This is a genomic window from Streptomyces sp. NRRL WC-3626 (assembly GCF_000718785.1).
Lineage (GTDB): Bacteria > Actinomycetota > Actinomycetes > Streptomycetales > Streptomycetaceae > Streptomyces > Streptomyces edwardsiae.
Genome location: NZ_JOCA01000023.1, coordinates 154985 through 181284 on the forward strand (window position 1 = coordinate 154985; position 26300 = coordinate 181284).

The following is a 26300-nucleotide window of genomic DNA, read 5'->3' on the forward strand; positions in this document are numbered from 1 at the left end:
CACATGACGGCGGGGCAACGGCCTACGCGCACGGCGGACCCGGGTCGTGGAGGATCAGGGCGCGGGCGAGGGCTGACGTCACCGGGGCTGCGTGGCCCGGCAGTTGTCGGGCGGCCCACGCGACCGCCAGGGCCAGGAACTCGGTCAGGTCGCGCTCCGCTCCCGTGAGGAGACGCCGCAGTTCGCCGACGGCGAGCTCGATCACGGGACCGTCGTCCCGGTCGGCGTCCACGGTCAGGCGGACGGCGTCGCCGTGGCGTTCGGCGAGCGGGGACGGGTCGTGGCCGAAGGAGGCCCAGCCGTCCCCGTCGACGACGTCGAGCCAGTCGCGGCGCTCCTCGAGGCCGTTGCAGCAGCCTGGCAGCAAGGTGACGCCGGTGGCGGTGTCCGTGACCCGCAGGCCGCCGGACGCGAGGAGGTCGTCCGTGGTGAGCAGCCCGTGCAGGAAGGAGCCGAGCGGGTCCGCGGGCCGCGGCGGGTGGTCGTCGGCCGCCGGTACGGCGTCGTTGTGGGCGGCGATGCTCATGACCGCCGTGCCGACTTCGGCGGGAGCGAGCGCGCCACTGAGCGGCAGGAAGCCGTACGGCTCGATCCCGGCGACCGGCCAGAGCGTGAAGCCGGCGGGATCGGAGACTTCGAGGACGGGCTGCAACACGATCACCCGGAGAGTGTGCGGCACGTCGTCCCCGTTCCGCACGGCCATAGCGCGACGGCCACCGTCCGTGAGGATCCCCGAAGACCTCAAGGGAGCGCCCCTGCTTCCAAAAATGCGTCGAGCCCCGCACAGGTGCCTCCTACCCTTGCCGCATGGCCCACGCGAAGACCTCCTACGTCTGCCTGCCCTGTCGGGCCTCGTACAAGCAGCCCTACGACAGGGACAGGCCGCACCGCACCTGTCCTCGCTGCGCGGAACCGCTCATCCACGTGGGGTCGGCCTTCGCCACGCCGCCACGCCGGGACACCGAAGCCTGGAGGGTACTGTCCGTCCTGCTGCACGCCGGCGTCCGCTTCCACAAGAGCTGCTGCGGCGGGCCCGGATACCGTCCGTGCACGCTGCGGGAGGTGCGCGAGCGGATGGCGTACGCCCGCCGTACGGGCGAGCCCTTCGCCAGGGCGCTCGTACGCCACGACGTGCCGTGACGGAAAACGCAGGACTGGCACGGTCCGTGACGCCGCCCCCGGTCCCCGTCGACGCCCGCGGAGACTGGTCGACGGTGGAGGCCGCGCTCGGGACGCGGCTGCCCGAGGACTACAAGCACCTCGTCGAGACGTACGGGTGGGGCGAGTTCTGCGACTACCTCAATCTCCACACCCCGTTCGGCACGAGTAGGCACAACGGCCTCGCGTGGCAGGTCGGCAGGCCGTCCGGTACGGCGGAGAGGGACCGGGAGCGCTACCCGTACCCTCTCCGTCCGGCTCCGGGCGGACTGCTGATCTGGGGCACCACCATCGACGCCGACCGGCTCTGCTGGCTCACCACGGGAACGGCCGAGAACTGGCCCGTCGTGGTGTGGAGCAGCGAGGGCCGGTACCAGACCCATCCCATGGGTGCCGCCGGGTTCGTCGAGGCATGGACCGGGGGTCGCATCACCTCCCGACTGCTCGCGGACATGGAGCCGGGGCCGGCCCCGTGGTTCAACGCGTTCCGGCCCCGTGTCCACCGATGTTTGCGCCTCACGGAGGGGCCACTCGACCACGGCCGGCGACTGGCGGTCCTCCGGGACGCACTGGCCCCGACCGCGGACCGGGGCACCTGGCGGTCGGAACAGGGCGACGCGGGCCAGGACCACTTCGCCACCGTCGACACCGACTGGCTTCTCACCTACGACATGTCACACCCGCACCAGATCCGGATCTCGTTCCCGCCGGAGGACGGTCCCGCGGCCCGGCGACGCCTTTTCGCCGCCGTCCGGAGGATGCGGTGCGAGGTGACCCGGATCAGCGCGTCCGACGGCGTGCCGCTATCGGCCTGGGACACGGCCGCCGACGAGGACACGCAAGCGTAGGCGGCGCATGCCCCGAGGGCGCGGCTCAGGCGGGACAGGCGGCCTGCGAGGTGATCGTGCCCCAGCGGATCATCAGGTAGCCCGACCCGCCGATCTCCGCCACGGCGTAGCGGGTGTACGGCCAGCCCTCGTCCGAGGTCTGCCGCTGGTTCTCCAGAACCCGGCACGCCTCACCGGCGACCTTGTCCGCCCAGGTCTCGATCTGGCCCTGGTTCCACATCAGGTAGTCCGACCAGACGTACATGGCCGAGTTCGCCGGGTCGAAGCCCACCTTGATCTCGTCGTGGCCGAGCACCTGGTCGGTGCCGAGCGTCCCGCGCATCGCGTTGGTCCGTTCGATGATCTTCGTGGCGGCGCGGTCCGCGACCCGGATCTCTTCGCTGTCGGTGCTGGGGATCATCGCCTCGCCGAGACCGTACTCGTCCGGCTCCCAGCCGGCTCCGACGTCGACAGCAGACTGGCACTGTGCGTCGCCGACGAAATCCTCATACCACGTCACCTGTGCGTCCCGGCCCTTCTCCTCCTTCATCAGGACGTAGGTGCGGTAGGGCAGGTCCGGATGGAGACGGAGAACGACGTCTCGCAGCGTCAGGCACATCGACCTCGCGATCTCGGTTTCCGCGTAGGCCATTCCCTGCTCGTCGGAAGTCAGCCGGTAGGAGAAGTAGACCTCTCCGCGTGTTTCGTGGAACCTCACGGCTCCCGGGGCCAGTTCGATCGGGCTCAGGTCCCGGGCGATGACTCCCTGGTCGTGCAGGACCGCACGTGCCACGTCGTGCTCGCCTTCGCCCCGAGCCGCACGCGCCTGCCCCCAGCTCTCCGCATCCGCCGCCGAGTTCCCGCCCGCAGCCTGCTGTTCCCCTCCCGCCGTGTCGTCCCTCGCGGTGTCCGCGGACGGCCGTGCGGACTCGGCCGAGGAGAGGGGCGACGCCGGGGGAGTGGCGGAGGAGGTCCGTTCGCCGTTGTCGGTGTCGCCGGGCATCAGGGCGGCCGCCCCTCCGGCCAGGCCGCCGACGAGGGCGGCGACGAGGACCACGGCGCCCACCAGCCGTCGCTTCGACCGATGCCGCTCCGGAGGCACGTGCCAGGCCGGATCGGCCTCGGTCGGCACGTCCCAGAGGGCCGTGACCATGTCCACGGCCGTCTCCGGCACCGCGCTGGCCTGCACCACCTGTGTGACCTGGGAAGCCAGCAGTTCCGTGCACGCCCTGGCGGTCTCGGCGGCCGACGGGCGTGCGTCCGGCTCCTTCGCCAGTGCCTTCTCCACGATCTGGCGCAACGGTCCGGGAACTCCGTCCAGGTCCGGTTCCCCGGACATCACGCGGAACGCGACGACGTCCGGTGCGCCGGTGCCGAAGGGCAGCCATCCGGTGGCCGCGTAGGCCAGGAGCGCCCCCCAGGCGAACACGTCGCTCTCGGGGCCGGTGGTCCCCGTGCGGTAGTGCTCGGGGCTGATCCAGCCGGGGGTGCCGGTCATGACACCGGTGCGGGTGACGCTCGTTCCGTCGGCGGCGTGGGCGATCCCGAAGTCCAGGACGCGCGGGCCGCCGGGCGTGAGGATGACGTTCTGCGGCTTCACATCCCGGTGCACCACGCCTGCGGCGTGGATGGCCGTTAGCGCGTGCGCGGTGGCCGCCGCGAGCGCGTACAGGCTGCCTCCGGCGAGCGGTCCGTGGGCGAGCAGGTGCTGGTACAGCGTCGGACCGGGGACGTACGCGGTGGCCAGCCACGGGGTCTCCGCGTCCGGGTCGGCGATGAGGAGCGGGACCAGGTACGGGCCGGTGACGCGGGAGGACAGCTCCACCTCGCGCCTGAAGCGGGCCCTGAACTCCGGTTCCTGGGCCTGCTCCGGATGAACCACCTTCACCGCGACGCGCGTTCCGTCGGAACCGACGCCGGCGTGGACGGTCCCCATGCCTCCCGCCCCGAGACGGCCGACGATTTGGTACGGGCCTATGCGGGAAGGGTCGCCGGGACGGGCCGGCCGGACTCTTCCGCCGGAGCCGTTCTCACTCACAGTGACTCGCGAGCCGGTTGATCTCCTCGATCCACAGCTGCATGTCGTCACCCGGTCGCTTGTACGGCGGACGCCGGGCCAGCTTGAAGAAGCCGCCGGACGGCTGCCCCGTCTCCCGCAGGACCACCAGCGCGGAGAGCAACGGCAGCGTGCCGTCCGGGCTCTCCCGGACGGAGGCGTCCTCGAGCAGATAGGGCATGGGGCCCTCGAAAGCGGGGACGTGGTGGCGGCGCCGGGCCAACTCGCTGCTGAGATCGCCGTACGTCAGTGGTGCCGCCCCCGCACGTGCCCGCTCCCGCAGGATGTCGACCACGGCGTCCAGCGCCCGCTCGTACTCCGGTGTGTCCTTCTTCATCGCCCTCTCCCCGCCCCGCTGTTCGGCTCTGAACAGGCTCAGAGCCTAAGCGCCCCCCGTCGGATGGCAAGGGGTGCACATCAAATTTCTAGCACAAAGTTGTGAACTGAGTGCACGAACTGCATACTGGGCCGACTGGTGCCGCCAAGCAGGTCCGACTCGCCGCCGGTGAAGCACCCTTCCGGGGTCGACCGGCGGGGCAACGGGTTCCGCCTGTGTGCGTTCGCATGACGGGCCACTCTCATCTGCAACAGCTTTGGGGTTCACCATGCGCATCACCCGTGTCTCCGCAGCCGCGATGCTGCTCCTCGCAGCCCTCACCGCCTGCGGCCCGACCGCCGACACCGGCACGGACGCCGCCGCGTCCACCGCCCCGCCGACTTCCGAGGCGCCGGTCGCCGGCACCGGCGAGACGGCCGAGGAACCCCCGGCCGACACCGAGTCCACCGCGACGCTGCCGGACGTGGCCGGCAAGGGCCTGCAGAGCGCCCAGGACGAGGCGCAGGCCGCCGGCTTCTACCTCCTCACGTCCCACGACGCGCTCGGCCGGGGCCGCAACCAGCTCCTCGACCGGAACTGGAAGGTCTGCGCCCAGGCCCCGGCGCCCGGCGCGCACGCGACGGAGACGAAGGTCGACTTCAGTACCGTCAAGCTCGAAGAGAGCTGCCCTGCGAGCGGTGACCAGGCCGAACCCGAGACGGTCGGTGGCACCATGCCGGACTTCACGGGCAAGTCGGTCAAGGTCGCCCGCCAGGCGCTCGACGGCTCCACCAGCATCACGGTCGACGACGTCTCCGGCCAGGACCGGATGGTGCTCATGGAGTCGAACTGGCAGGTCTGCTCGACCGACCCGGCGGCCGGGGCGGAGCTCGACGGACAGCCGGTGAGGATCGGCGCCGTCAAGTTCGGCGAGAGCTGCTGACCACGTGTCGGTTCCGCCGTAGGTCAGTGCCCCACTCATACTTCACGATCTGCTTCGAACCCTGTAGAGGTGCTGGTCCGAGCTGAATCACGGTGGGTGGATGGATGAGCGCACGGTCAGGCTGATCCGGAATCAGCGCCGGTGGATTCGGACCGAACCGCAGGGTGTCGAACCGTAGACTTCGCCAGGGAACGCCGACGACGTCTGTTCGTTGCGCGCCCTCGCGGGGAGGAGATCGCATGCAGGAACCTTCGGACTCGACGGGGATCGCCGAACCTGAGGAGAACGGCTGGAGCGGTACCGCCGACTCGCCAGTCGTGGACGAGTCGACGTCCGACTCGGACATCGACTCGGCGTCGACGGTCCTGGTGGAGGTGCTCCCGGGGGTGGCTCTCGTTGCCGGTGAGGTCCCGCCGGAACTGAAGCCCGATCTGATCGACTTCGGGATCGTGCCGGCTGCCGACCGCAAGCAGATATCGGCGATCCTCGCCTCAATCGGGAACGCGGCGACCGTGGCCGGCAACCTCAGGAACGCGTTCGCCAGTGTGCAGGGGCTCTACAGGCTCGGCGACACGACACAGGCTCTGCTGAGGAGTGGCGCGACGCTCGCCGTCAAGGACGGCGCGAACCTCGGAACAGTGATGGTTCCTGGCCGCTTCATCGCTCAGGCCCGCTTGTATCCCGTGACTGCGGTGAGCAAGGCGCAGACCGCAGCCTCGATCGGGCCGGCGCTGGCCATGGTCGCCCTTCAGATGATGCTCAGCGAGGTCTCAGGCCTGGTCAGGACCAACCTCGCGGTGACAAACCAGGTTCTCACCACCATCCGCAAGGATCAGTGGGCCGAACTGACGGGGCTCGTCGCCGCCGTCGATCGCGCGGTCGACCAGGCGCGAGAGATCGAATCGGTCCCTACGTCTCTGTGGGAGGACATCGCGGGTAGTGGAGCGCTGCTGCAGAAGCAGCTCGACCTCCATCAGGGGAACGTCCGCGACCACGTCAGGCAGATCGGTCGGCCCGACGTACGCAGCCACCGTGAGTATCTGCAGGCGAACGCCGAAGCGATCGCCTTCGACGCCTACGCCCTCCTGTCCTCCCTCAAGGCATGGACCGGGTATCACGCGCTCCGCGCCGCGAGGGCAAGGGCCGCTGGACGCGAAGACGCGGCCGAGGCGCAGTACGCCGAAGTCATCGCGCGTGACACCCGCGCGGAGTTCGACTCCGCTCTCGCCGAGGCGACGGGCCTCGTCGACGCGCTGACGCGGGAACTGCGCATCACCGCCGAGCTCCCCGGCCCCGACGCATGGCCGCTCCCGGGGAAGCGGAAGGACGTGAAGGCAGCCCGCGAGACCTCCGCCCGTCTTCTGGAGGCGATCGAGCCTCTTGCCGACGCTCTCCACCCGCCGGCCCCTCCCCTCGAGGCTCCGGGCGTCGTCTGCGCACCCAAAACGCTGAAGCTCGAGCCGTACCTCCGCATCCTGCGATGGTTCCTCGAGGACGGTGAGACCCTACGTGTCCTCGGCTTCCCCGACCAGCTCGACGCCCTCGGTCCCATTTCTGCGATCCTCGGCGGAGCGAAGGAGAAGTTGGCCGCAGCGAGGGACAAGGCCGCGGCAAAGGACCTGGTCGCTGTCACGGATCACCGCATCATCACGGCCAGGACGAACGCGTTCCTTGAGCAAGGCGAGATCGGTCAAGACATTCCGATCGACCGAGTGCGATACGTCCGAGCAGCGACCACACAGGACAGAAGCACGCGCTTGGCGATCGACCTCATCACGCGCGACGAGAACATCCGGTGGCTCTTCCACGCCGACATCGACAACAGTCAAGTGGATGGGCTCGCCGCCGTGCTTGCCGAATCGATGACGATCCCGGACTTTGAACGCGATGCGCTTCAACGGCGGCGCCACGCTCCCATCGAGGCGGGCAGCGAGGGCGAGAGTACTGGTACGAGGTTTACCGAATCGACCGGATCCGAGGCCAGGGCCTGCGATGCCGGTTAGGCCCCGAGCCGATTGACCAGTTCGGTGGCCGGACCGATGGAGGACCGGCATGGACGGGCCGATGCCCTCCGCCGTTGGCACGATGCTGTTGGCGAATCCGTCACCGTTCGGTGATTGGAGCGTTTCTCCCGGCGCGGTACCGCTTACGCGGTGTTTCGCCGGGAGAAACGCTCCAATCGTGGTGCCGGGGCGGGTGTCTGGCGGCCGTCCGACGGATTCGCCAGCAGCATCTTGTCACCGGCAGGGGACGGTTCCATGCCCTGCTCCCTCGCCGGCCCCTTCGAGCACGATGGGGCCGCAGGACACGCCGTCCCGTGCGCGCATTTCACTCTCAGACGTCCGGGAACTCAGGCGCCCACGTGAGCCGTATGCCAACGGATTGGGCCAATGAGGACCACCGGGGGTCCACCGGGCGTTTCTCCAGCACCAGGACGGGATGAAGGCGGCGACCGGGGTGGGCGGTGCGGAGTTGGTGCGCGTAGTCGAGAACCTGTCCGATACCCAGACGGATCTGCTGGTCCTCCCTCGCTCCGGTCAAACTCTTGACCTCGGCTATGAACACGTCCTTCCCGCGTAACCACCCCGCGTCGAACGCGGGAGCGCCCAGGGCGTGGGTGCGTACCCCGATACCTTGGTCGGACAGGTACGCGAGGAGCGCACCCACCGTCGCCTCGTGCACGGCCGTCGCTTTGTCGAGACGGGTCAGATCGAGTGTGAGGTCCACGGACGGGCGTTGGCCCGGTTTGCGCACTCGAAGGGGGCCGCCGAGGATCTCCTTCCGAGCCGGAGCGGCCGGCACGGGGCGCACGCGCCCGGCACCCGACTTCCTCAGCTCCAGACACGGGGCCGGCCGACGCTTGAGCAACCTCGAGAAACCATCGGCATCCACGACACAGACGTGCCGTCCCCCGTTGCGTGAGGCATCGGCGTCGACGAGCTTGCTGCTGTAGGCCCGGCGGCTATCCGTCACGACCTTGCTGGCCAGATCGCCGTAGACGAGCAGGGTGATCTTTCGCGAGAAATCAGTTTTGGTATCCGCGTCACACTCCTCGGCCAGTTCCGCACAGCGCGGCCTGACCGTCCACTCGCCGTGGATGAGCACGCGACCCGTGAAGCACACGGTGTGGCCGCGGAGGCTGCGGACGGTTCCTTGGCACGTCAACCCTGACATCGCTCCTCATGAAGCCAACCGATGTGACGGAGCACCGGCAGCACACGGAAATGGACGAAGCCGAGTACCGGCGTCTCGTCGTCCTCGGCGGAGAAGAACAAGGCGTGCTGGAGAGGCTTCTCGTCCTGCGGGTCGTCCAGGTCGACGAGCGGCAGGTCCGGGCGGTCGTAAGCGGGCTCCAGGGTGACGTCTTCCCTGGCGGTCAGCTCCCGCAGTACGAACAGTCCCATCCGGTCGGCGAGAACTTCCGTGGTCAGGGACTTGTTGATCCGCGGCCTGCCGTGCCTGTCGACGTACGTCGGATACACCATGACGCGGAGCTCGTGCCGCCCCGGCGTGGGAGCGATACCGGAACGCAGACGACCGTGCAGATTCGACAGGGCCGAGGGCATCTCGGGCATGACCGGGGGCTTGTGGACCACCAGATCCCGCTCGCCGTTGCGCCAATGGTTGTCGTGGATCTTCAGCGTCGGACGTCCGGGAAGGTGCAGCTCCCACTCGACGGCGCTCGCCACCGATGTCTCGCCGGACGGCGTCGTGCCGGTCTTCGACACTCGGCCACTGCCGCGCGTCAGCGTGAGTTCGTTCAGCACGTGCACAGGCGTCCCTTCATCGCAATGCTCGCTTCGTCAGTTCCGCTGTGCCAGATCCAGCGCCGCCGTGTGCACGAACCAGTCCAGCACCCCGCAGATCTCCTCGCCGTGCTCCGCGAACACCCTGACCGGGAAGGACGGACGCAGCTCCAGCTTCGCCTCCGGCAGGTCGATGCCGTCGATCTTGTTGAGGCGGTTCAGCAGCTCACGGCGCTGTTCCGTGTCGTCGAAGGGGCTGCGGTCCTTGAGGTACTGGAAGACGACCTCGACCGTTCCGCTCACCGGGTAGATCGCCATGGGCCACATCAGGTGGGGGCGGCGACTGGTGCCGGCGTCGAGCATCGGGAAGCAGCTCGTCTCCTCGTGGCGGCCGTAGTTGACGTAACCACCCTGGAGGCGCCAGAAGTCGAGTGTGCTCAGGACCCCGGCGGACGCGTCCGGCCAGTACTCCTGCAACTGTGCGCGGAAGCGCTCGGCCGCAGCGGTGTCCTCTCCGGCCGGAAGCGGGTCGTGCGAGGCGGGTTGTGCGACGTCCTTGCCGAGCAGGGTGGCCAGCTCGGCCGCGGTCAGGCGCTGCGAGCCGTGGGCACGGGCCGACGGGTCGAACTTCACGCCTTCGCTCATCAGCAGTTCCTGCGGTGGCTGCCGGTCACTGCCGTCCGTCCAGCGGAACGCAGGGGAGACCTTCCCGTCCGCGGTCAGGACACGGTAGGCCCCGATCACGGTGGGATTGGAGCCCAGGTAGGTGCCGACCGGCACCGGGTGACTGCCAATCAGCTCGGCTACATCACCGTATGTCGTCCACGTCCCGCTCGGCATCGCCACCAGGACCGCCCGCAGCTCCGCCCATCCGGGCCATTCCTCGCCGGTCGGTTTGACTCCGCCGATGGGGCCGGGCCACAGCTCCACCGCCCGTTCCGTCAGACGGTCGGCACGGGCCAGGATCTCGCTCTTGCCCCAGCGCCGCTCCGCGGCGATCTCCTGGTTCATGCGCAGGGCGCTCGAGTCGAGGATCTGCTGCTTGCGCTCGAACGGGCTGTTGGACAACTTCGCGTTGTCCCCGGTGAGGGTCAGATTGCCCAGTGTGTGCACCAGCAGGTCGTGCAGCTCCTGGGGGGTCTGGTCCGGCTCGGTCTCGTCGGCGAGCAGGTCGAACCAGGCGGGGGCCGGGCGCTGCGGAAGCACGTGCTCGACGGTGAGGGCCGCCTTGACGAAGTCGACGGGCTCGCTGGAACCGTAGCTCTCCTCAAGCCTGCGCAGGATGTAACTCCGTTGCGGGGGCCGGCCGCTCCAGTAGAACGGTTTGCCGCGGATCGCCTGGTGCAGTTCCTCGTCGCTCGGCCACCGGCGGCGCCGGCCGGACAGGAACCGCCGGACCGCCTCGGCGGCGGGACGGTCGGTCTCCAGTTCCTTCGGAGCCTCCATGAAGATGCGGTTGAGATTGGTGGTCGGTGTCTGGCAGATGAGTCGCCGCACCAGATATGCCTCGACGTACCTCAGGGCCTCCGCCGCGTCCTCGGATGTGGTGGTTCCGCCGTCGACGAGGTCCAGCAGGTGGAGGGCCAGAGGGTAGTGGGTCTGGCCACCCCAGGCGGCCAGACGCTCCAGGGCAGTGCGCAGCGCGGGGGACTGCTCACGCCGGGGCTCGATGATGCGGAGGAACCGTCTCCCCCGCTCGGCCAGTTGTGCGATCTCACGCTGCAGCGAGTCCTCGTCGCCGGCCAGCGGCTGAAGCCGCCTCTGCTGCTCCCGGTAGATCTCGCTCTGCTTGGTCTTGTGGTGGCCCCTTACGACCAGGTCCAGCCAGACGAGGAGTTCGAGGTTCTTGGGACCGAGGCTCTGTTGCATGGGCAGCCACAGCTCGTGGTAGACACGCTCGCCCCTTTTGGGCAAGAGCATGAACACGTAGTTGCGCAGCAGGTCGCTCTGGCTGAGCCCGACGCCCGTGTTGTTGATCGACTCGAAGATCCGGTAGACGTTGTCACCGGGCTCCGCGGTGATCTCCACGATCGACAGCAGATCCTTGAGGACGGTTCCGACCGTCGCGACCCACTGATCGTGCCCGGCGGCTTCCTGCCCCTCGGCGAGCGCGCCGAGGAAGAAGCGGTAGGCGGCGCCGATGTTGTCGCTTCCGCCGGCCTCCGCCCGGGACTGGATGCAGGCCGTGTACGCCTCGCGGTCGGCCTGTGTCGGCAGCAACCGGTAGTGCTCGAGGCCCTCGTGATATTCGTTCACCAGGAGCTGGTGGTGGATCCTCGTGACATCGCGTGCATCACCCGCTTTCTTGAGGTGGTCGCGCAGCGCGGCGAACGCCAGCATCAGCGTGGTCAGCCTTTGCTGACCGTCCACGACGAGCCACCGTTGCACGCCGCCCGCCTGGAACTGGCCGGGTGCGAGCACCACGGAGCCGAGAAAGTGCGGTGTGGCGCTTTCGCCCGAGAGATGCTGGTCGACGAGTTCGCTCACATCTTCCCAGAGTCGCGACAGCTGTTCCCTGCCCCAGCTGTATGTCCGCTGATAGAGGGGGACTTGGAACTGCTTCTCCCCCTGGATCAGCTTGAGGAAGGTGATTTCCTGCGCACGCATACGCTTCCTTTCCCGGCCAGGCAGGAAGTGCCTGCCGGCTCGTCCAACGGCTGGCGCCCGAGACGGTCACTCAATCTACGGTGTACTCAGTCAACAGTGAGGAGTTTCGGGCCGCCTACTGTGAGGCAGTGCCCCTGAGAGTGGGAACTGTGACCGCCTGCTTGGAGATTCGGGGCATCGTCTCGTTGGGGGAGCGGCGCAGCAGCTTGATCGACCGGCCCTCGGCCCACGCGTTCCAGGCTTTGAGGTAGTAGAGCAGGTGCTCGCGCGAGTCGTCGCGGCGACGGAGCGACGTGCCCGTGGCGAGATTGAGCATCGTGTTGCGCAAGGTGAGACGGGGATCGCCCGGCTCCAGACGTGCGCCGGTCACGATGCCCTCCTTCCAGGTGCTTTGATCGATGTCGGGCCCGCGCCTCGCATGTCACGTACCAGCCGATGGCTGCCGCCGTGACGGTGATGCGGCACGCGCGGTTGAGCGCGACGCCGTGCTGAAGGGCGTCACGGGTGCCGGGGTGCTCGTCGAGCATGGTCAGGGGCTGGTCGTTGCTGGTCACCGACGATCCGCCGCTCCACGACGAGTTGGGCGCGTTCAGGTAGAGGTGCAGGCCGCGCAGGGCCGCCGCCAGATGCGTGGCGTTGGCCTCGCCGGCGAGGGCGAGCGCGTCCCGGCCGGTGCGCTTGCGCCCCGTGTCCATCACGGTGAACGCGGTGCGCGGAACGCCGTGGGTGACGGTCAGGGGAACGGAGATCCCCGCCTTGGCGATCGCCGCGAGGCGGTGCTGACCGTCGATGAGTACGCCGTCCTCGTCGAAGGCGATGCCCTGGTGCGTCAACTGCCACTCGCCGCACTCGATTCGGCCCACCAGTCGCTGTACCGCCGCCTTGCTGAGCGGGCGGTTGCCGGGGTTGCGGGTGTCCGTCGCGATTTCCGGACTGACGTGGAGCACTTCCATACGCATGGCGCGCGGCCCTTCCGTGGCGTCGGCCTGGAGCTGTGCGAGTGATGCCGAGTCATAGTGACGCACAACTGTGAACAGGGTCAACGCATCCACTGGGTTGTGTCGATGAGTGTGATGCTGTTCCCTGACTCAAAGTGAGGCTCGGCGGTCTGCTGCTACGCTCGCAGCGTGTGCTTAGTTCACACTTGAGGGCGACGCGCTGGGGGGCGTAAGCGTGTTCGGGTGGGCCGGGCCGGGATGGCGTCAAGCGGTCACGTGGGTGGCTCGGAACAGCAGTGGGGGTGGCGCATGAGCCGACGTGAGTACGGTCCGGGCGACGAGATGCAGCCGGTCGGATTCGACTACCAGTACGACGACGGGCTGCACGTACGGGTGGACGACGTACTGCCGTACGAGCTCGTCGACCCCGAGGGCTCCGACGGGTACCGTCAGGGCGACGACCTCGTCCGGTGCACGCTGTATCTCAGCAACGGCACGGACCACCCCATGGACATGGACGGCATCACCCTGCTGGTGCGGAGCGGGCCGTACGGCAAGACGGGGCGCCAGGTGCAGGACTACCGGACCGAGCTGCTCGACGACAGGCTCGACGGCACCCTCCGCAAGGGCCGCCGCGCGTCCGCGACCTGGGCCTACAGCATCCCGGCGGGAACCGCCACGGAGCTGGACATCGAGGTGCGGTTCCCGTACGACCACAAACGCGAGAGCGTCACCTTCACCACGGCGAAGGACATGACGCCCGTACAGGCGGCACAACTCCCGGACCAGACATCCTTGTTCGGCGAACGGCAGCCGGCCCTGTCCGCCGACGGCGACGACGAAGGCCGGGGAGCCGCACGTACTGTGCTCGGAGCCGTACCGTCGCAGCCCACGGGTCCCGGCCCCCGTCCGGCCATGTCTCCCGTGCCCGGCTCCACCCCCTCCGGCGAACTCGACGCCACCCGGGTCCGTCAGATCTTCCGGTTCCTCGCCGAGGCCGAGGAGTCGAAGACCCGCCCCGTCCGCACGCTCGACGGTGCCGCCGGCGCCGTCTGGTTCGAGGAACTGCCGGACACCCCCGAGGTCGCCGTGATGCTCGACGGGACCCTCGGCACCGAGGAACCGGCCTGGCTGACCCTCGCCCGCCCCGAACGCGAGGACGCCCCGCATCCCAGGCCACTGCTGGCGCCCTGGGTCGACGAGACCCGCATACGCGACTTCAAGCAGACCCGTGCCCCGCACCTGCGCCGCCGGATCGAGCCGGAGTTCCCGGACTGGTCCCGGGGCATCCCCCTCGACAAGACGTACCACGAGCTCGACGACCACCCGAAGCGGGAGAAGATCGAGAAGCTGTACGCCGCCTGGGAACAGGAGTGGCTCGCCTGGGCGGAGCGGCGGCGGGCCGTCGACCCCGTCGTGCGGCTGTACGACCGCCTGCACAAGATGCACGAGGACGCCGCCAACCTCGGAGAGGCCTACGAACTCGTCCTCGGGCTCGGCCGGCTCACCTGGCAGACGACCGGCGGACAGCGCGTGGAGCGCCACCTCGTCACTCACCGCGCCACCCTCCACCTCGACCCGGCCACCGGCACCCTCACCGCCGCCCCCGACCCGACCGGAACGGGGCTGGAACTGGAAGAGGGCATGCTGGAGGGCGCCCAGCACGTGCCCGGCGCGGTACGCGAGCAGATCGTCGACGCGTTGGACGGCGCCGCCGACGTCACCGACCCCACCCACCTGGACGCCGTACACACCGCCCTGCGCAGCTGGACCAACGCGGCGCACAGCGCCGGAAGTTACTCGCCGACCGTGGAACGCGCCCGGCCGCGCACGCTCGACGTGCCCCAGGTGGGACTCACCCCCGCGCTCGTCCTGCGCGAGCGCAACCGCCGTTCGACGATGGACGCCCTCAAGGCCATTGCCCGCCAGATCGACGCCGGCACACCCCCCACCGAACTGCTCGGCTACATCGCCGGCCGCGACGGCGCGCTGACCGCCGCCGACCTCGCGGCGACCGAGGACGACGGTGCGCAGGCCGGCGCCGGCGAGATGTACTTCGCGCTGCCCGCCAACGAGGAGCAGCGCACCATCGCCGAACGCCTGCGCGCCAACCGGCTCGTCGTGGTGCAGGGGCCGCCCGGCACCGGCAAGACGCACACCATCGCCAACCTGGTCACGGACCTGCTCGCCCAGGGCAAGCGGGTCCTCATCACCAGCCACACCCCGCGCGCCCTGCGCGTCCTGCGGGACAAACTGCCCGAGAGCATCCGCGATCTGTGCGTGAGCCGCACCGAGGACGGCGCCGCAGCGCAGCGGGAGCTCGAGGCGTCCGTTCAGCGGATCCTCGGCGAGTACGCCGGCTACGACCCCAAGGCCTCGGAGAAGGACATCCGTACGCTCCAGGCAAGGCTTGCCGCGGCCCGTGCGGCCCAGCAGGCCATGCTGCGCGACCTCGCCGTACTGCGCGAGCAGGAGACCCACCGCTTCGAGGCGGAGATCGGCGACTACACCGGCAGCCTCCAGGAGATCGCCGAGCGCCTCACCGCCGAGACGGAACGCCACGACTGGCTCGGGCAGGTCCCCGGCGAACAGCCCTCCGTCACCGCTGAGGACGCGCTGAGGCTGCTGCACACCACACGCGCCTACACCCCGCACCACCAGGCCCTGGCGGCCGAGGCGCCCGGCCCCTCCGAACTGCCCGCACCCGGCGACTTCGAGGAGGCCGTGCGGGTCGTGCGCTCCGCCGAGGAGGCGCACGAGGCGGTACGCCAGGACCCACTGAGCCTGCGCTACGACACCGCCGTACGGGGTCTGAACGAGACGGAACAGCGGCGCCTGACGGACGCCCTGGACGCGTTCTCCGCAGCCCGCGCCAGGGCCGCGTCCCTCGCTGCCGCCGCCGGAGCGTGGGCCGGGTCGCTCATGGAGGAGGTGACCGCGGGGCAGGACTGGCAGACCCGCAGTCGGCACACCGCCGTCACCGACGCCCTCGCGGCCCTCGACGCCTCGCTCACCACACTGGGCACCGCGATGGTCAGCGGCCTCGAGCAGTACGACCCGGCCGTCGCGCTCGGCCAGGCCACCACCCTTTACGACGGACTGGCGCAGGGGCAGAAGCTGCGGGGGCCGCTCGGCACCCGTACGAAGCTGGCCAGGGCCGTCGGAGCGTTCGTCCAGGCCGTGCGGGTCGACGGGAGGACCCCCGAGGACCCCGCCACGGCAGCGGTCGTCGTCGCGCGTGTCCAGCTCGAACTGCGCCTGGCCCAGGTGGAGGCGGAGTGGGGCACCCCCGCCGGAGCCTGGCAGGGCCACGGCCCCCGTCTGGCCCGCCTGCGGCAGGACGCCGACGTACTCCAGGCTCTGCTCGCCGTCGCCACCGCCCGCACCGACGTGCTCACCGCCGCCGCCACCTCGCCCGAACTCGCCGTCGCCACCTGGCACGACACCCCGGTCGAGAACGCCGTACGCGCCCTGCTGCGCGCGGCGACCACCCTGCGCGCCGCCGAGCGGTCGCGCAGGATCGTCACGGCCGCCGAGGAACTGCTGCGCTCCTGGAACGACCGGCCCGGCGTGGCCCCCGCGGTCGCCCGCGTACTCGAAGCCGTCCGATCCCAGGACCCGCAGGGCTACCGGGAGTTCAGCGACGAGATCGCCGAGGTACGGGAGGCGGCCCGGCTGCGGGCCGAGCAGCACTCCGCGCTCGCCCGCGTCAGCGAGGCGTTCCCCTTCCTCGCCGAGCGTGTCACCGGCTCCCCGCAGGACCCCGCGTGGGACGACCGGCTGCCGCTGCTCGCGGAGGCCTGGGCCTGGTCGGCGTGGCGCGAGAGGATGGAACGGCTCACCGACCCCGAGGCCGAGCGCACGCTGCGGCGACGGCTGACGGAGGCCGACGACGAGGCCCGCATCATGCTCCACCGGCTCGCCGCCGCCCGCGCCTGGCACCGCTGCCTCGGGCTGCTCACCGGCGACCAGTCCCGCGCCCTCAGCGCGTACCAGCAGGCCGCCCGACGCATCCGGGGCAAGTACCAGCATCGCTACCGGCGTGACGCGCAGGCCGCGCTGCGCAAGGCACAGACGGCGGTACCGGCCTGGATCATGCCGCTGCACCAGGTGGCCGAGACCGTGCCGATGGACCGGCCCGGACTGTTCGACGTCGTCATCGTCGACGAGGCCAGCCAGTCCGGCCTGGAGGCCATGCTGCTGAGCTGGCTGGCCGACCGGATGGTGGTCGTGGGCGACAGCAAGCAGGTCAGCCCGTCCAACGTCGGCCTCAAGCAGGACGAGTACTTCCATCTGCGGGACCGGCTGCTGACCGCGCTGGAACCGGACGTGCGCAGTCTCTTCGGCCCCGACTCCAGCTTCTTCGACCTCACCGAGGCGCTTTCCGCCGGCCGCGGCACACTCATGCTCAAGGAGCACTTCCGGTGCATGCCGGAGATCATCTCCTTCTCCAACGACCTCTGCTACAACGGCAGGCTCCAGCCGCTGCGACAGTACGGCGCCGACCGCCTGCCACCCGTTCGCACGGTGTACGTCGAGGACGGGGAGGCCGTCGGCGGCAGCGAACGGCTGGTGAACACCGCCGAGGCCGAAGCCCTCGTCGACACGGTCGTGCGCTGCTGCGCCGACCCCGCGTACGACGGGAAGACCATGGGCGTGGTCAGCCTCCGTGGCGCCAAGGGACATCTGACGGAGCTGGAGAACCTGCTCGCCGAACGCCTCGACTACGAGCAGCGCGAGGAGCGCCGCATCCGGGTCGGCGACGCCGAGGACTTCCAGGGCGACGAGCGGCACGTCATGTTCGTGTCCTGCGCCAACTCGGCCACCACCGCCGCCGGGACCGTGCCGGGCGGCTTCAACGGAAAGACCTACGAGCAGCGGCTCAACGTGGCCGCCTCACGTGCCCAGGACCAGGTGTGGGTGTTCCACAGCGCCCGGCCCGAGCAGTTCCACGAGAACGACCTGCGCCGGCGGTGGCTCGACCACCTCACCCGGCCGGCGGAGGAGGACACCGTCGCGGTCGAGGGCGAGGTGCTGCCTGACGTACGACACGAAGCCTTCGACAGTCTCTTCCAGCAGCAGGTGTACCTGGAGCTGACGGGGCGGGGGTACCGGGTGCGGCCCGGTTACCGGGTGGGCCGCCACACCATCGACCTGGTCGTGGAGGGCGGCACCCGCCGACTCGCGGTCGCGTGTGACGGCGACGCCTTCGCCGAGGGGGAGGACGCGTCCACGGCCGCAGCACGCCAGCGGGATCTGGAGCGCGTCGACTGGACCTTCGTCCGGATCCGCGGCAGCCGTTTCCACCTCGACCGCGAGCAGGCGCTCGCCCCGCTCTGGGCGGAGCTGGAACGGCTGGGGATCGAGCCGGTCCCCACAGCACCGGAGGAATCCGTCTCTCCCGCCGGGGCGGACGACGCCCGTGGCCTGCCTGTCGAGGAGCCGGACGACGACGGAGCGGGGGAGCCGCGGGAGCGCGACGCGAGCCCGGCGCCCGACACGGTGACGGAGCCCGTCTCCATCACCCGAGGCGCCGGGAGCGTCCCGGCCGGCCCCGGAACCGGCCCCGGAACCGGAGGCCGCGCCCGGCCCGGCGGACCACGCCCCGCAGAGCCCCCTCCCCGTCCGGGAGATCCCCGCCGCCGCCTTCCAGCGGCTGGTGCGGGAGATGCAGGGGCTGCAGGCCGCCATCGACGCACCGGACGAGCTGCCCGTGGACGTGGACCCGGCCAACCTCGTCTTCCTCCGGAAGACACGGGCCGACCAGCGGGAGCGCCGCACACAGCGCCTGGGCTTCCTGCGGTCCTTCCTCGACGCCGTACGGGTCGGTGAGGAGAGGGGGACAGCGACGGCGGTGCACCCCGGCGCGCTGCTCGTCCTCGAGTTCGACGGACAGGTCGACGACACGGCTCTGTACACCGTCGCCGAACTGCCCACCGACGACGCGGAGATCATCTCCCCTTCGTCGCCGCTGGGTCACGCGCTGATGTGGCAGCCGACGGGACGGCAGCTCTCGTACGACGCCTCAGTGGGCAGGAGCCACACGGTCGTCGTCCGGGAGATCAGAGTCTGACGAGGGGGAGCCGGAGCTCCCGCGGCCGGGGGCCCTGGTGTCCCGGACCCCACTCAGGGGCCGGGACACCAGGGCCCCCGGCCGACTCAGCCGGTCACCGGGTCCAGCAGACGGCTGCGGTCACCGTTCCACGAGATCGCCAGCGCGTCGCGCGCCCGCGTGGACGCCACGAACAACAGGCAGTGCTCCGCCAGTAGATCCGACTGGTGCTGGACGGGGTCGACCTCGGCGGGTGTCACCTGCGGGGCGAAGGGCAGCACGCTCGACGTCACGCCCACCACGGCCACGCACCTGAACTCCAGTCCCTTCATCGCGTGCATGGTGGCCACGCGGACACCGGAGACGTCCGGTCCCGGGTTGTCCTTGACGGCCACCGCCGGGACGCCCTCCCGTCGCAGGCGGGTGATGACGGCGTCGACCAGGGTGTTGAACCGGGCGCACACCGCCACCTCGGACGGCTTCACCCCGTCCTGCCCGATCCAGGTGCGCACCTGCTCGACGAGCGCCCGGAGTTCCTCGTCCTGGCTGCCGTATCCGCGCGCCTCCGGGATACGGCCGTGCAGCTGCGAACGGTAGCCGCGCAGGGAGTCCATGCCGCCGTCCTCGTCGTCGTCCTCGCCGAGCCGTCCCACCGGCCGGCCGTCGAGCAGGGACGCCGACCAGCGCAGGATCTCCTCCGTGCTGCGGTAGTTGAGGCGGAGTCGGGAGGTGCGTCCCCGGACGTTGACGCCCAGCGAGCGCAAGGAGACGCGGGAGTCGTAGATGCGTTGATGCGGGTCGCCGACCAGGAACATGTCGTCGGCCCGGTCGGCGACGCAGGCGCGCAGTACCCGCCACTGGGCGGGATGCAGGTCCTGTGCCTCGTCCACGACGACATGGTGGTAGCGCGGCGGGCTGTCGGCGAGGACACGCGCCGCCTGGTCGCACAGCTGCGTGTACGTCGCCGAGTCGCGTGAGGCGAGGTCCGCCGTGAACCGCTCCATCACCCGCCACAGTCTGGCCCGTTGCACCCGGCCGACCTGGGTGCCGCGTCCGCGCCGTACGCAGCGCAGGTACTCCTCCGGCGTGCGCAGCCCCTGCGCCAGGACGACGTTGCGGAACTCCCGGGACAGGAACTGCTCCGTCCAGGGCAGCTCCTCACCTGCGGCGGCGCGGGTCCAGGCGCTCTTCTCGGCGGCGCCCGTCAGGGGCTTCGGGGAACTGCCCCGCGCCTCCCGGACGACCCGGGCGGCGAGGGAGTCGACCGTCGTGACGTCGACGCGGTCCAGCAGACGGGCGTCGGCGTCCCCGAGCAGGAGCGCCAGGCTGTCCCGCAGGGTTGCCGCCATGGCGTTGGTGAACGTGGTGAGCAGGATCCGTTCGCCCTCGCGGCCGGTGCGCAGCAGGTGCCGTACGCGGTGCAGGGCGACCACCGTCTTGCCGGTGCCGGGGCCGCCGGTGACCTGGGCGGGGCCGTTGAAACCCGGGTGGTAGGCGTGGCGGCGCTGGGCGGGGTGGAGGAAGATCCGCCAGCGGGCGAAGTCCTCGCTGAGGATGCGTTCCAGCTCGCCGGGGCCCGTCACCTCCACGATGCGGTCGGGCGTGTTGAGAATCGCCTCGGCGAGCGTGACCGCCGGACGTTCCTCCGCCGTGCGCACCGTCTGTCCCCGCGGAGCGATCAACTGCTCCCAGACGTCCTCCGCGGTTTCGCCCTGCGCCAGGAACCACAACACCTCGTACTGGTCGGCGGGCATCATCGGCGGCGCCATGACCGTCAGGTCGTCGGCCGTGACACAGACGCGGGCCAACCTCAGCACCTGGTCGTCGATGCCGAGGTCACGCAGAACGGTGTCGGAGTGCCCCTCGAAGAGACGGGTGGGGGTGGTGTCCGCCTTGGTCTCGAAGTACGTCTCCATCTGCTCGAGGGCCTCGACGTTGCGCACCTCCACGCCGTGGGTCGCGCTGTTGACCGAGTAGGCGCGTTTGCAGGCCCAGTTGATCGCCTCGTCGTGCGGGGCGACCCGCAGCAGCATGAACAGTTCGCTGCCGTCGTCGGGGGCGAGCAGGACACCCCGGTAGAACTTGGTGATGCGTATCGTGCGGATCCGGGGATCGCGTGCCCGCTCGAGCTTCTCCAGGTGCATGCCCTTGCTCGCGTGGAGCTGGGGGACGGTCATGCCGCGGAACATCTGGATCGCGTCGCCGACCTCCTTCTGAACCGGCCGCTGCAGCGAGATGAGGTCCCCGACGAAGTCGTCGGAGAGAGCGAGTCGGGGCATCGGCGTCCTCGGTGACGGGCGGGCGGAGGTCAGGACCAGCCTAGAGACCTCAGGCGCCCGGTGCGACGGAGCACCCCATATTCGTCATGTGAACTGAGTCAACAAAGCCGGTCTGCCCGTCAGTACGGCACCGTCCGCGAACGCCACCGCCAGGTCCGACTCGATGCCAGCCGCGCAGGCGCGCAGCGCCGGGAGGAGGGTGGTTCTGGTGTGTTCGGGGGGTTCGGGGCCCGCGTGCAGGGCGATGTTCACCGCTCCGACGGCCCGGCCGGTCCGGTCCCGGACCGGTACCGCCAGTGAGCGCAGGCCCGCCTCCAACTCCTGGTCGACCAGAGCGTGTTCTTCCAGGGCGACCCGGTCCAGCTCGGCGTCGAGTGCGCCGGGTGAGGTGAGTGTGCGCGGGGTCAGGGCCCGGGGGTGTGAGGCCGCGACGCGGGACCGGCGGTCCGGTTCCGGGAGGTCGGCCAGGAGGACCCGGCCCATCGACGTGGCGTACGCGGGCAGTCGCGTGCCGGGCGTGATGCGGGCGCTGGTGATCTGCTGGGCGGCGGCTCGGGCGACGTAGTGGACCTCGGTGCCGTCGAGGACCGCCAGGGATGCCGACTCCCGTACACGTGAGGCCAGTTCGGTCAGATGGGGCTGGGCGATGTCGGCGAGGGTGAGGGTGGAGAGCCGTGCGTAGCCGAGTTCCAGGACGTGCGGGGACGGCAGGAAACGGCGGCCCCGTTGGTCCACGTAACCCAGTTCGCGGAGTGTCAGGAGGTTGCGGCGGGTGCTCGGGTACGAGAGTCCCGTGGCCTCGGCCGCCTCCGTGAGGGTGAGTCCGCCGCGCCGCCCGCCGAGTGCGGTCAGGACGGCGAGGCCCCGGGCCAGTGCCTGGAGGAAGGACGGGCCCAGTTCCGGCTTGGCGTCGGTGTAGGCGGGGATCGCGGGGATGGCGGGGGGTGCGGTCGTGGGCGCCGCGGGGCCGTACAGGGCGTCCGCGACGCGGGCGGCCTCTTCCCTCATCGGGGCCAGCGCGCGTGCGCGCAGTTCCTCGCCGCTGTGGCGGCTGGTGTGCGCCAGCGCGCTGATCGCGCAGACGGGCCGGCCGTCCGGGTCGCGCACCGGCACCGCTACGGCGACCAGGCCGGGGGCGACGAGCTGGTCGTCCAGCGCCCAGCCGTCCGCGTCGGCCGCCGAGGTCCACGCCGCGAAGTCGGCCTCCGTCCGTTCAAGGAGGGCGGGGGTGCGACGTGGGGGAACGGCCGGGAAGGTCTCGTCGAGGGGGTCGGCGGCGCGGCGGGCCCGCCACGCGTCGTACGTGTCCGGACTCCAGCCGGCGGCGAGTACGGCTCCGGCCGCGCAGCGCTCGGCGGGCAGCAGGTCGCCCACCCGGAACCCCAGCGGGATCACCCGGCCGGGCGGAACGGCCTTGCCCACGATGCGCGCGTCGCAGCCGTCGAGGACGATCGCCGAGACCGATTCGTCCAGGGTGCGGGCCAGCCGGTCGAGGCTCGGCCGCAGCGCGCGCGACATGCCGCTCGCGTGCAGATAGGCGTTGCCGAACTCCATCAGGCGCGGGGCGGGCACAAGATCGCGTCCCACGGCGCGCAGGTGGTCGAGGTGGGTGAGGGTCGCGATGATCCGGTCGACGGTCGAACGCGCCAGACCGGTCGCACGCGCGAGGTCGCCCGGACGTACGGAATGGGGGGACTCGGCCACGATCCGCAGCACGGCGAGTCCGCGCTCCAGCGGACCTGCGGTTTCCCCCGACGCCCCTGCACCGCCCGGCGCCATGGCACCTCCTCCTGTGTCTCGGCTCCCAGGCGCGTGCGGCCGTACTCGTCCGGGTGAGAACGCTAGCGGCCATTGACAGAGTCCTGACGATCGCACACACTCGGCGCACTCGGCCAGCGAAAGTAAGTTCACTCAGCGAAAAACAATTGCCCGGTGCGGTACGGGACGCATCCCGCCGCCCGCCCCTTCCGATGAGGACTCGCATGAGCAGTTCCGCCCAGAGCCGCTGCGATCTCACGGTGTCGTGCACCCCGCTCCCGGCACCGGTACGGTCGAAACTGTTCCTCATCGAGGGCGCCGCGCTCGCGGCGGTGCTCGTCGCGGTCGCCCGGTGATGACCTGGCCCGCACCCGGCGGGCTGAGCCCGGTGGCCATCGGCGTGGGCGCGGTCATCGCGACCCTGGGCACCGAGGCCGGGGCGAGCACCGACCCGGCCACCCCCGCGCCCCCGCCCGCCGAGGCCTGAGCCGTCGGACCCCTTCTCTCCAGGAGCACCCCGTGTCCCTCTCCCGAGGACTGATCATCAACGGCCAGGAGGTCCCCGCCTCCTCGGGCCGCACCGCGACCGACATCAACCCCTGGACCGGCGCCGTCTGCGCGGAGGTCGCCGCGGGCACCCCCGACGACGTACGCCGTGCCGTGGACGCCGCCGACGCCGCGTTCGAGACGTGGGCCGCGACCAGGCCGGCCGAGCGCCGCCGGATCTTCCTGCGCGCCGCGCAGCTGATGGCCGACCGCGCCGACGACGTCGTACGGCTGATGGCCTCCGAGGTCGGCGGCGTCGCCCCCTGGGCCGGATTCAACGCCCACCTGGCCGCCGACATGCTGCTGGAGGCGGCGGCCGAGGTCAGCCGCCCGACCGGCCGGATCCTCGCCACCGACGCCGACGGAGTCCACTCCACACAGGTGCGGGTGCCCAAGGGCGTGATCGCCGCGATCTCGCCGTGGAACGCGCCCGTCATCCTCGGCGTCCGCGCGGTGGCACTGCCGATCGCCATGGGCAACACCGTGGTCATGAAGCCCAGCGAGGACGCGCCGATCGCCTGCGGTCTGCTCATCTCCGACGTCCTGCACGAGGCCGGACTGCCCGCCGGCGTGCTCAACGTCGTCACCAACGACCGCGCCGACGCGGCCGACGTGGTCTCCGCGCTGATCGCCGATCCGCGCGTGCGGATGGTCAACTTCACCGGCTCCACGGAGACCGGTCGCACCATCGGCGTCGAGGCCGCGCGGCACCTCAAGCCCGCCCTCCTCGAACTCGGCGGCAAGAACCCCCTGTTGGTACTCGAGGACGCGGACGTCGACTACGCGGTGGACGCCGCCGTCTTCGGCTCCTTCATGAACGCGGGCCAGATCTGCATGTGCGTGGACCGGGTCGTCGTCCACCGGTCGCTCGCCGAGGAGTTCACCGCCAAGTTCGCCGCCCGCGTGCGCGCACTGCCCTGCGGGGACCCCAGCGACCCCGGCACGGCGATCGGGCCGGTCGTCAACGAGGCCGCCGCCCGCCGAGTCGCCTCCCTCATCAGGGACGCGGTCTCCCAGGGCGCCGAACTCGCCGCGGGCACCGGCGAGATCGAGGAACCGGGCACCCTGATCCGCCCGGTCGTCCTCACCGGGGTCACCAAGGACATGAAGATCTACTATGACGAGGTCTTCGGCCCCGCCGCCGTCGTCCACGTCGTCGACAGCACCGACGAGGCCGTCGCCCTCGCCAACGACACCCCGTACGGGCTGACCGCGGGCGTCATCACCGAGAACCTGGCCCACGGCCTCGAGGCCGCCGGCCGACTGCGCACCGGCATCGTCCACGTCAACGACCAGTCCGTCGCCGACGAACCCCAGGCCCCCTTCGGCGGCGTGAAGAGCTCCGGCTACGGCCGCTTCGGCGGCCAACCGGGCGCCGAGGCCTTCACCGACATCCGCTGGGTCACGGCCCGGGCCAGGGGCCACGCCCGCTTCCCGATCTGACGGCGGGGCGGTGCCGGCGGGGCTTGTCGTGGTGCGTCGCCTTGCCCGAAATTGCGTCGAGACTCGCGCAGTCGCCGCCTACCCTTGCCGCATGGGCCACGCCAAGACCTCCTTCGTCTGCCTGCCCTGTCGGGCTTCGTACAAGCAGCCCTACGACAGGGACCGGCCGTACAGGGGGTGTCCGCGTTGCGCGGAACCGCTGATCCACGTGGGGTCGGCGTTCGCACCGCCTTCGCGGCGGGACACCGAGGGGTGGAGGGTGCTGTCCGTGCTGCTGCACGCGGGCGTCCGCTTCCACAAGAGCTGTTGCGGCGGGCCCGGATACCGGCCGCGCACGCTGAGGGAGGTGCGCGAGCGGATGGCGTACGCTCGTCGTACCGGCGAGCCCTTCGCCAGGGCGCTCGTTCGCTACGAAGTGCCGTGACGGCAATGCTGAGTTGACGCCGGTCGGCTGGCAGTCGCGCTCAGGGCGCGGCAGTCACCGCCGGTCGCCGCGGCCCGATCGGCGCGCCCCACGGGTAACTTGATCGACATGGCCACTCAGATCATCACGCTGATCGGCGTCCTCGTCGGTGCCCTGACCTCCTTCCTCGCCACGGCGGCCGCCGAACGGGCCAAGTTCCGGCGGGAGATGACCACGCGCTGGGACGAGCGGAAGCTCGACACGTACATCGAGTACGTGTCCTGCATCAAGGAGATCCAGCGGGCCGCCATGGAGGCCGGGCAGGCACGGGAAGAGGACAAGGACGCCTCCGGCGCGCTCGCGGAGATGGAAAGCAGTGAGAACCGGAGGTCGATCCTCTTCGAGGCGTTCGTCCTGCTGAGCGACGAACGGGCGGCCACCGCCGCGCACGCCGTCAACCAGCGCACCTGGGACCTGCTCAGGGCCGCGCGCGACCAGTCGAGCGGCGTCCCCGCCCTCCGCGCCATCCCCCTGGTGGAGACGCTGAACGTCCTGCACGAGGCGGCGCGGTCGGATCTGGCGATAGCCCGCGGGTAGCCGCGTGCGGGCGGGGCAGGACCGGCCCGCACGCGGCCCGCGGTCAGCTCTTGAGCGCCGTCGCGAACATGCCCGCCTCGTAGGAGCCGCCCTTGCGCCGGGTGATCACCGCGAGGCGGTTCGCCGCGTTGATCAGGGCGATCAGGGCGACCAACGCCGCGGTCTGGTCGTCGTCGTAGTGCTTGCGGACCAGGGCCCAGGTCTCGTCGGAGACACCGTGCGAGGCGTCGGCCAGGCGGGTGCCCTCCTCGGTGAGGGCGAGGGCCGCCTGCTCGGCCTCCGTGAACACGGTCGACTCGCGCCACGCGGCGACCAGGTGCAGCCGGACCGCGCTCTCACCGGCCGCCGCGGCCTCCTTGACGTGCATGTCGATGCAGTGGCCGCAGCCGTTGATCTGGCTGGCGCGCAGTGAGACCAGCTCCTGGGTCGCCTTCGGCAGCGGCGAGTCCTGGATCACCAGGGCCGCTCCGGCGAACCGCTTGGCGAACTGGGTGGCGAGCTCGTTCGCGAACAGGTCGAATCGCATGTCCATCGCTGTGTCCTCACTCGTGTCGGTGCAGGGGGTCGACCATGAGATGCCGGCGGCCCGGCGCCTGTGACGGGGGAGGAATGTGACGTGCGCCACCGGTCA

General features: G+C 70.6%; 21 protein-coding genes. 11 read left to right on the forward strand and 10 right to left on the reverse strand.

What is annotated here, in order from left to right:
• Positions 1–22: 22 nt before the first annotated feature.
• Positions 23–661, reverse strand: a complete 639-nt coding sequence (locus IF28_RS0128810) for a hypothetical protein (RefSeq protein WP_030226123.1) — start codon at positions 659–661, stop codon at positions 23–25.
• A gap of 146 nt (positions 662–807) precedes the next feature.
• Here IF28_RS0128810 and IF28_RS40005 point away from each other — a divergent pair, with 146 nt between their 5' ends.
• Entirely contained in the window at positions 808–1140 is a 333-nt protein-coding gene (locus IF28_RS40005) for a hypothetical protein (RefSeq protein WP_030226125.1), read from the forward strand.
• Positions 1141–1166: 26 nt separating this feature from the next.
• A complete protein-coding gene (locus IF28_RS0128820) occupies positions 1167–2006 on the forward strand; it encodes an SMI1/KNR4 family protein (protein ID WP_234325362.1) in 840 nt (279 codons plus the stop codon).
• Positions 2007–2031: 25 nt separating this feature from the next.
• Here the strand turns inward: IF28_RS0128820 and IF28_RS0128825 are convergent, their stop codons facing one another.
• Together IF28_RS0128825 and IF28_RS0128830 are read right to left on the reverse strand one after the other, a co-directional pair.
• A complete protein-coding gene (locus IF28_RS0128825; protein WP_234325363.1) occupies positions 2032–3921 on the reverse strand; it encodes a serine/threonine-protein kinase in 1890 nt (629 codons plus the stop codon).
• A gap of 94 nt (positions 3922–4015) precedes the next feature.
• Positions 4016–4378: a hypothetical protein gene (locus IF28_RS0128830; protein WP_030226134.1), complete on the reverse strand. Its 363-nt coding sequence runs from the start codon at positions 4376–4378 to the stop codon at positions 4016–4018.
• Positions 4379–4646: 268 nt separating this feature from the next.
• Between IF28_RS0128830 and IF28_RS0128835 the strand changes: the two genes are divergently transcribed.
• Complete coding sequence (locus tag IF28_RS0128835) at positions 4647–5300, forward strand: hypothetical protein (protein WP_030226137.1); 654 nt, start codon at positions 4647–4649, stop codon at positions 5298–5300.
• A 239-nt stretch (positions 5301–5539) separates the two neighbouring features.
• Positions 5540–7303: a hypothetical protein gene (locus tag IF28_RS0128840; protein WP_030226140.1), complete on the forward strand. Its 1764-nt coding sequence runs from the start codon at positions 5540–5542 to the stop codon at positions 7301–7303.
• A 331-nt stretch (positions 7304–7634) separates the two neighbouring features.
• On the opposite strand, the gene IF28_RS0128845 is transcribed toward IF28_RS0128840, so the two are convergent.
• The 4 genes from IF28_RS0128845 to IF28_RS36605 all read right to left on the reverse strand — a co-directional run bounded on the left by IF28_RS0128845 (position 7635) and on the right by IF28_RS36605 (position 12612).
• Entirely contained in the window at positions 7635–8405 is a 771-nt protein-coding gene (locus IF28_RS0128845; RefSeq protein ID WP_234325364.1) for a hypothetical protein, read from the reverse strand.
• Positions 8406–8461: 56 nt separating this feature from the next.
• Complete coding sequence (locus IF28_RS0128850) at positions 8462–9067, reverse strand: hypothetical protein (RefSeq protein WP_030226146.1); 606 nt, start codon at positions 9065–9067, stop codon at positions 8462–8464.
• Between the two features lie 36 nt (positions 9068–9103).
• Positions 9104–11653, reverse strand: coding sequence for a GmrSD restriction endonuclease domain-containing protein (locus IF28_RS0128855; protein ID WP_030226149.1), 2550 nt, complete (start codon positions 11651–11653; stop codon positions 9104–9106).
• Between the two features lie 86 nt (positions 11654–11739).
• On the reverse strand, positions 11740–12612 hold the full coding sequence (locus IF28_RS36605; protein WP_234325365.1) for a hypothetical protein: 873 nt from the start codon (positions 12610–12612) through the stop codon (positions 11740–11742).
• A gap of 288 nt (positions 12613–12900) precedes the next feature.
• Here IF28_RS36605 and IF28_RS36610 point away from each other — a divergent pair, with 288 nt between their 5' ends.
• Together IF28_RS36610 and IF28_RS40010 are read left to right on the forward strand one after the other, a co-directional pair.
• The gene (locus IF28_RS36610) at positions 12901–18423 is read left to right on the forward strand and encodes an AAA domain-containing protein (RefSeq protein WP_234325366.1); all 5523 of its coding nucleotides are present in this window, start codon (positions 12901–12903) and stop codon (positions 18421–18423) included.
• A 22-nt stretch (positions 18424–18445) separates the two neighbouring features.
• Complete coding sequence (locus IF28_RS40010) at positions 18446–18664, forward strand: hypothetical protein (protein WP_234325367.1); 219 nt, start codon at positions 18446–18448, stop codon at positions 18662–18664.
• A gap of 86 nt (positions 18665–18750) precedes the next feature.
• On the opposite strand, the gene IF28_RS0128870 is transcribed toward IF28_RS40010, so the two are convergent.
• Together IF28_RS0128870 and IF28_RS0128875 are read right to left on the reverse strand one after the other, a co-directional pair.
• Complete coding sequence (locus tag IF28_RS0128870) at positions 18751–20922, reverse strand: DEAD/DEAH box helicase (protein WP_030226153.1); 2172 nt, start codon at positions 20920–20922, stop codon at positions 18751–18753.
• Positions 20923–21006: 84 nt separating this feature from the next.
• Complete coding sequence (locus IF28_RS0128875) at positions 21007–22701, reverse strand: IclR family transcriptional regulator domain-containing protein (protein WP_051713922.1); 1695 nt, start codon at positions 22699–22701, stop codon at positions 21007–21009.
• A gap of 203 nt (positions 22702–22904) precedes the next feature.
• Between IF28_RS0128875 and IF28_RS40225 the strand changes: the two genes are divergently transcribed.
• The 5 genes from IF28_RS40225 to IF28_RS0128900 all read left to right on the forward strand — a co-directional run bounded on the left by IF28_RS40225 (position 22905) and on the right by IF28_RS0128900 (position 25669).
• Positions 22905–23036, forward strand: a complete 132-nt coding sequence (locus IF28_RS40225; RefSeq protein ID WP_267883072.1) for a hypothetical protein — start codon at positions 22905–22907, stop codon at positions 23034–23036.
• A complete protein-coding gene (locus IF28_RS40230; RefSeq protein WP_267883073.1) occupies positions 23036–23167 on the forward strand; it encodes a hypothetical protein in 132 nt (43 codons plus the stop codon). Before IF28_RS40225 ends, IF28_RS40230 begins: the two co-directional genes overlap by 1 nt.
• 32 nt (positions 23168–23199) lie before the next feature.
• On the forward strand, positions 23200–24669 hold the full coding sequence (locus IF28_RS0128890) for an aldehyde dehydrogenase family protein (protein ID WP_030226160.1): 1470 nt from the start codon (positions 23200–23202) through the stop codon (positions 24667–24669).
• A gap of 91 nt (positions 24670–24760) precedes the next feature.
• Positions 24761–25093: a hypothetical protein gene (locus IF28_RS0128895; RefSeq protein WP_030226162.1), complete on the forward strand. Its 333-nt coding sequence runs from the start codon at positions 24761–24763 to the stop codon at positions 25091–25093.
• Positions 25094–25201: 108 nt separating this feature from the next.
• Positions 25202–25669 carry a hypothetical protein gene (locus IF28_RS0128900; protein ID WP_030226165.1) on the forward strand — a complete coding sequence of 156 codons (468 nt, stop codon included), beginning with the start codon at positions 25202–25204 and terminating at the stop codon, positions 25667–25669.
• Between the two features lie 43 nt (positions 25670–25712).
• Here IF28_RS0128900 and IF28_RS0128905 read toward each other — a convergent pair whose 3' ends face one another.
• On the reverse strand, positions 25713–26201 hold the full coding sequence (locus tag IF28_RS0128905; RefSeq protein WP_030226167.1) for a carboxymuconolactone decarboxylase family protein: 489 nt from the start codon (positions 26199–26201) through the stop codon (positions 25713–25715).
• Between the last annotated feature and the right edge of the window lie 99 nt (positions 26202–26300).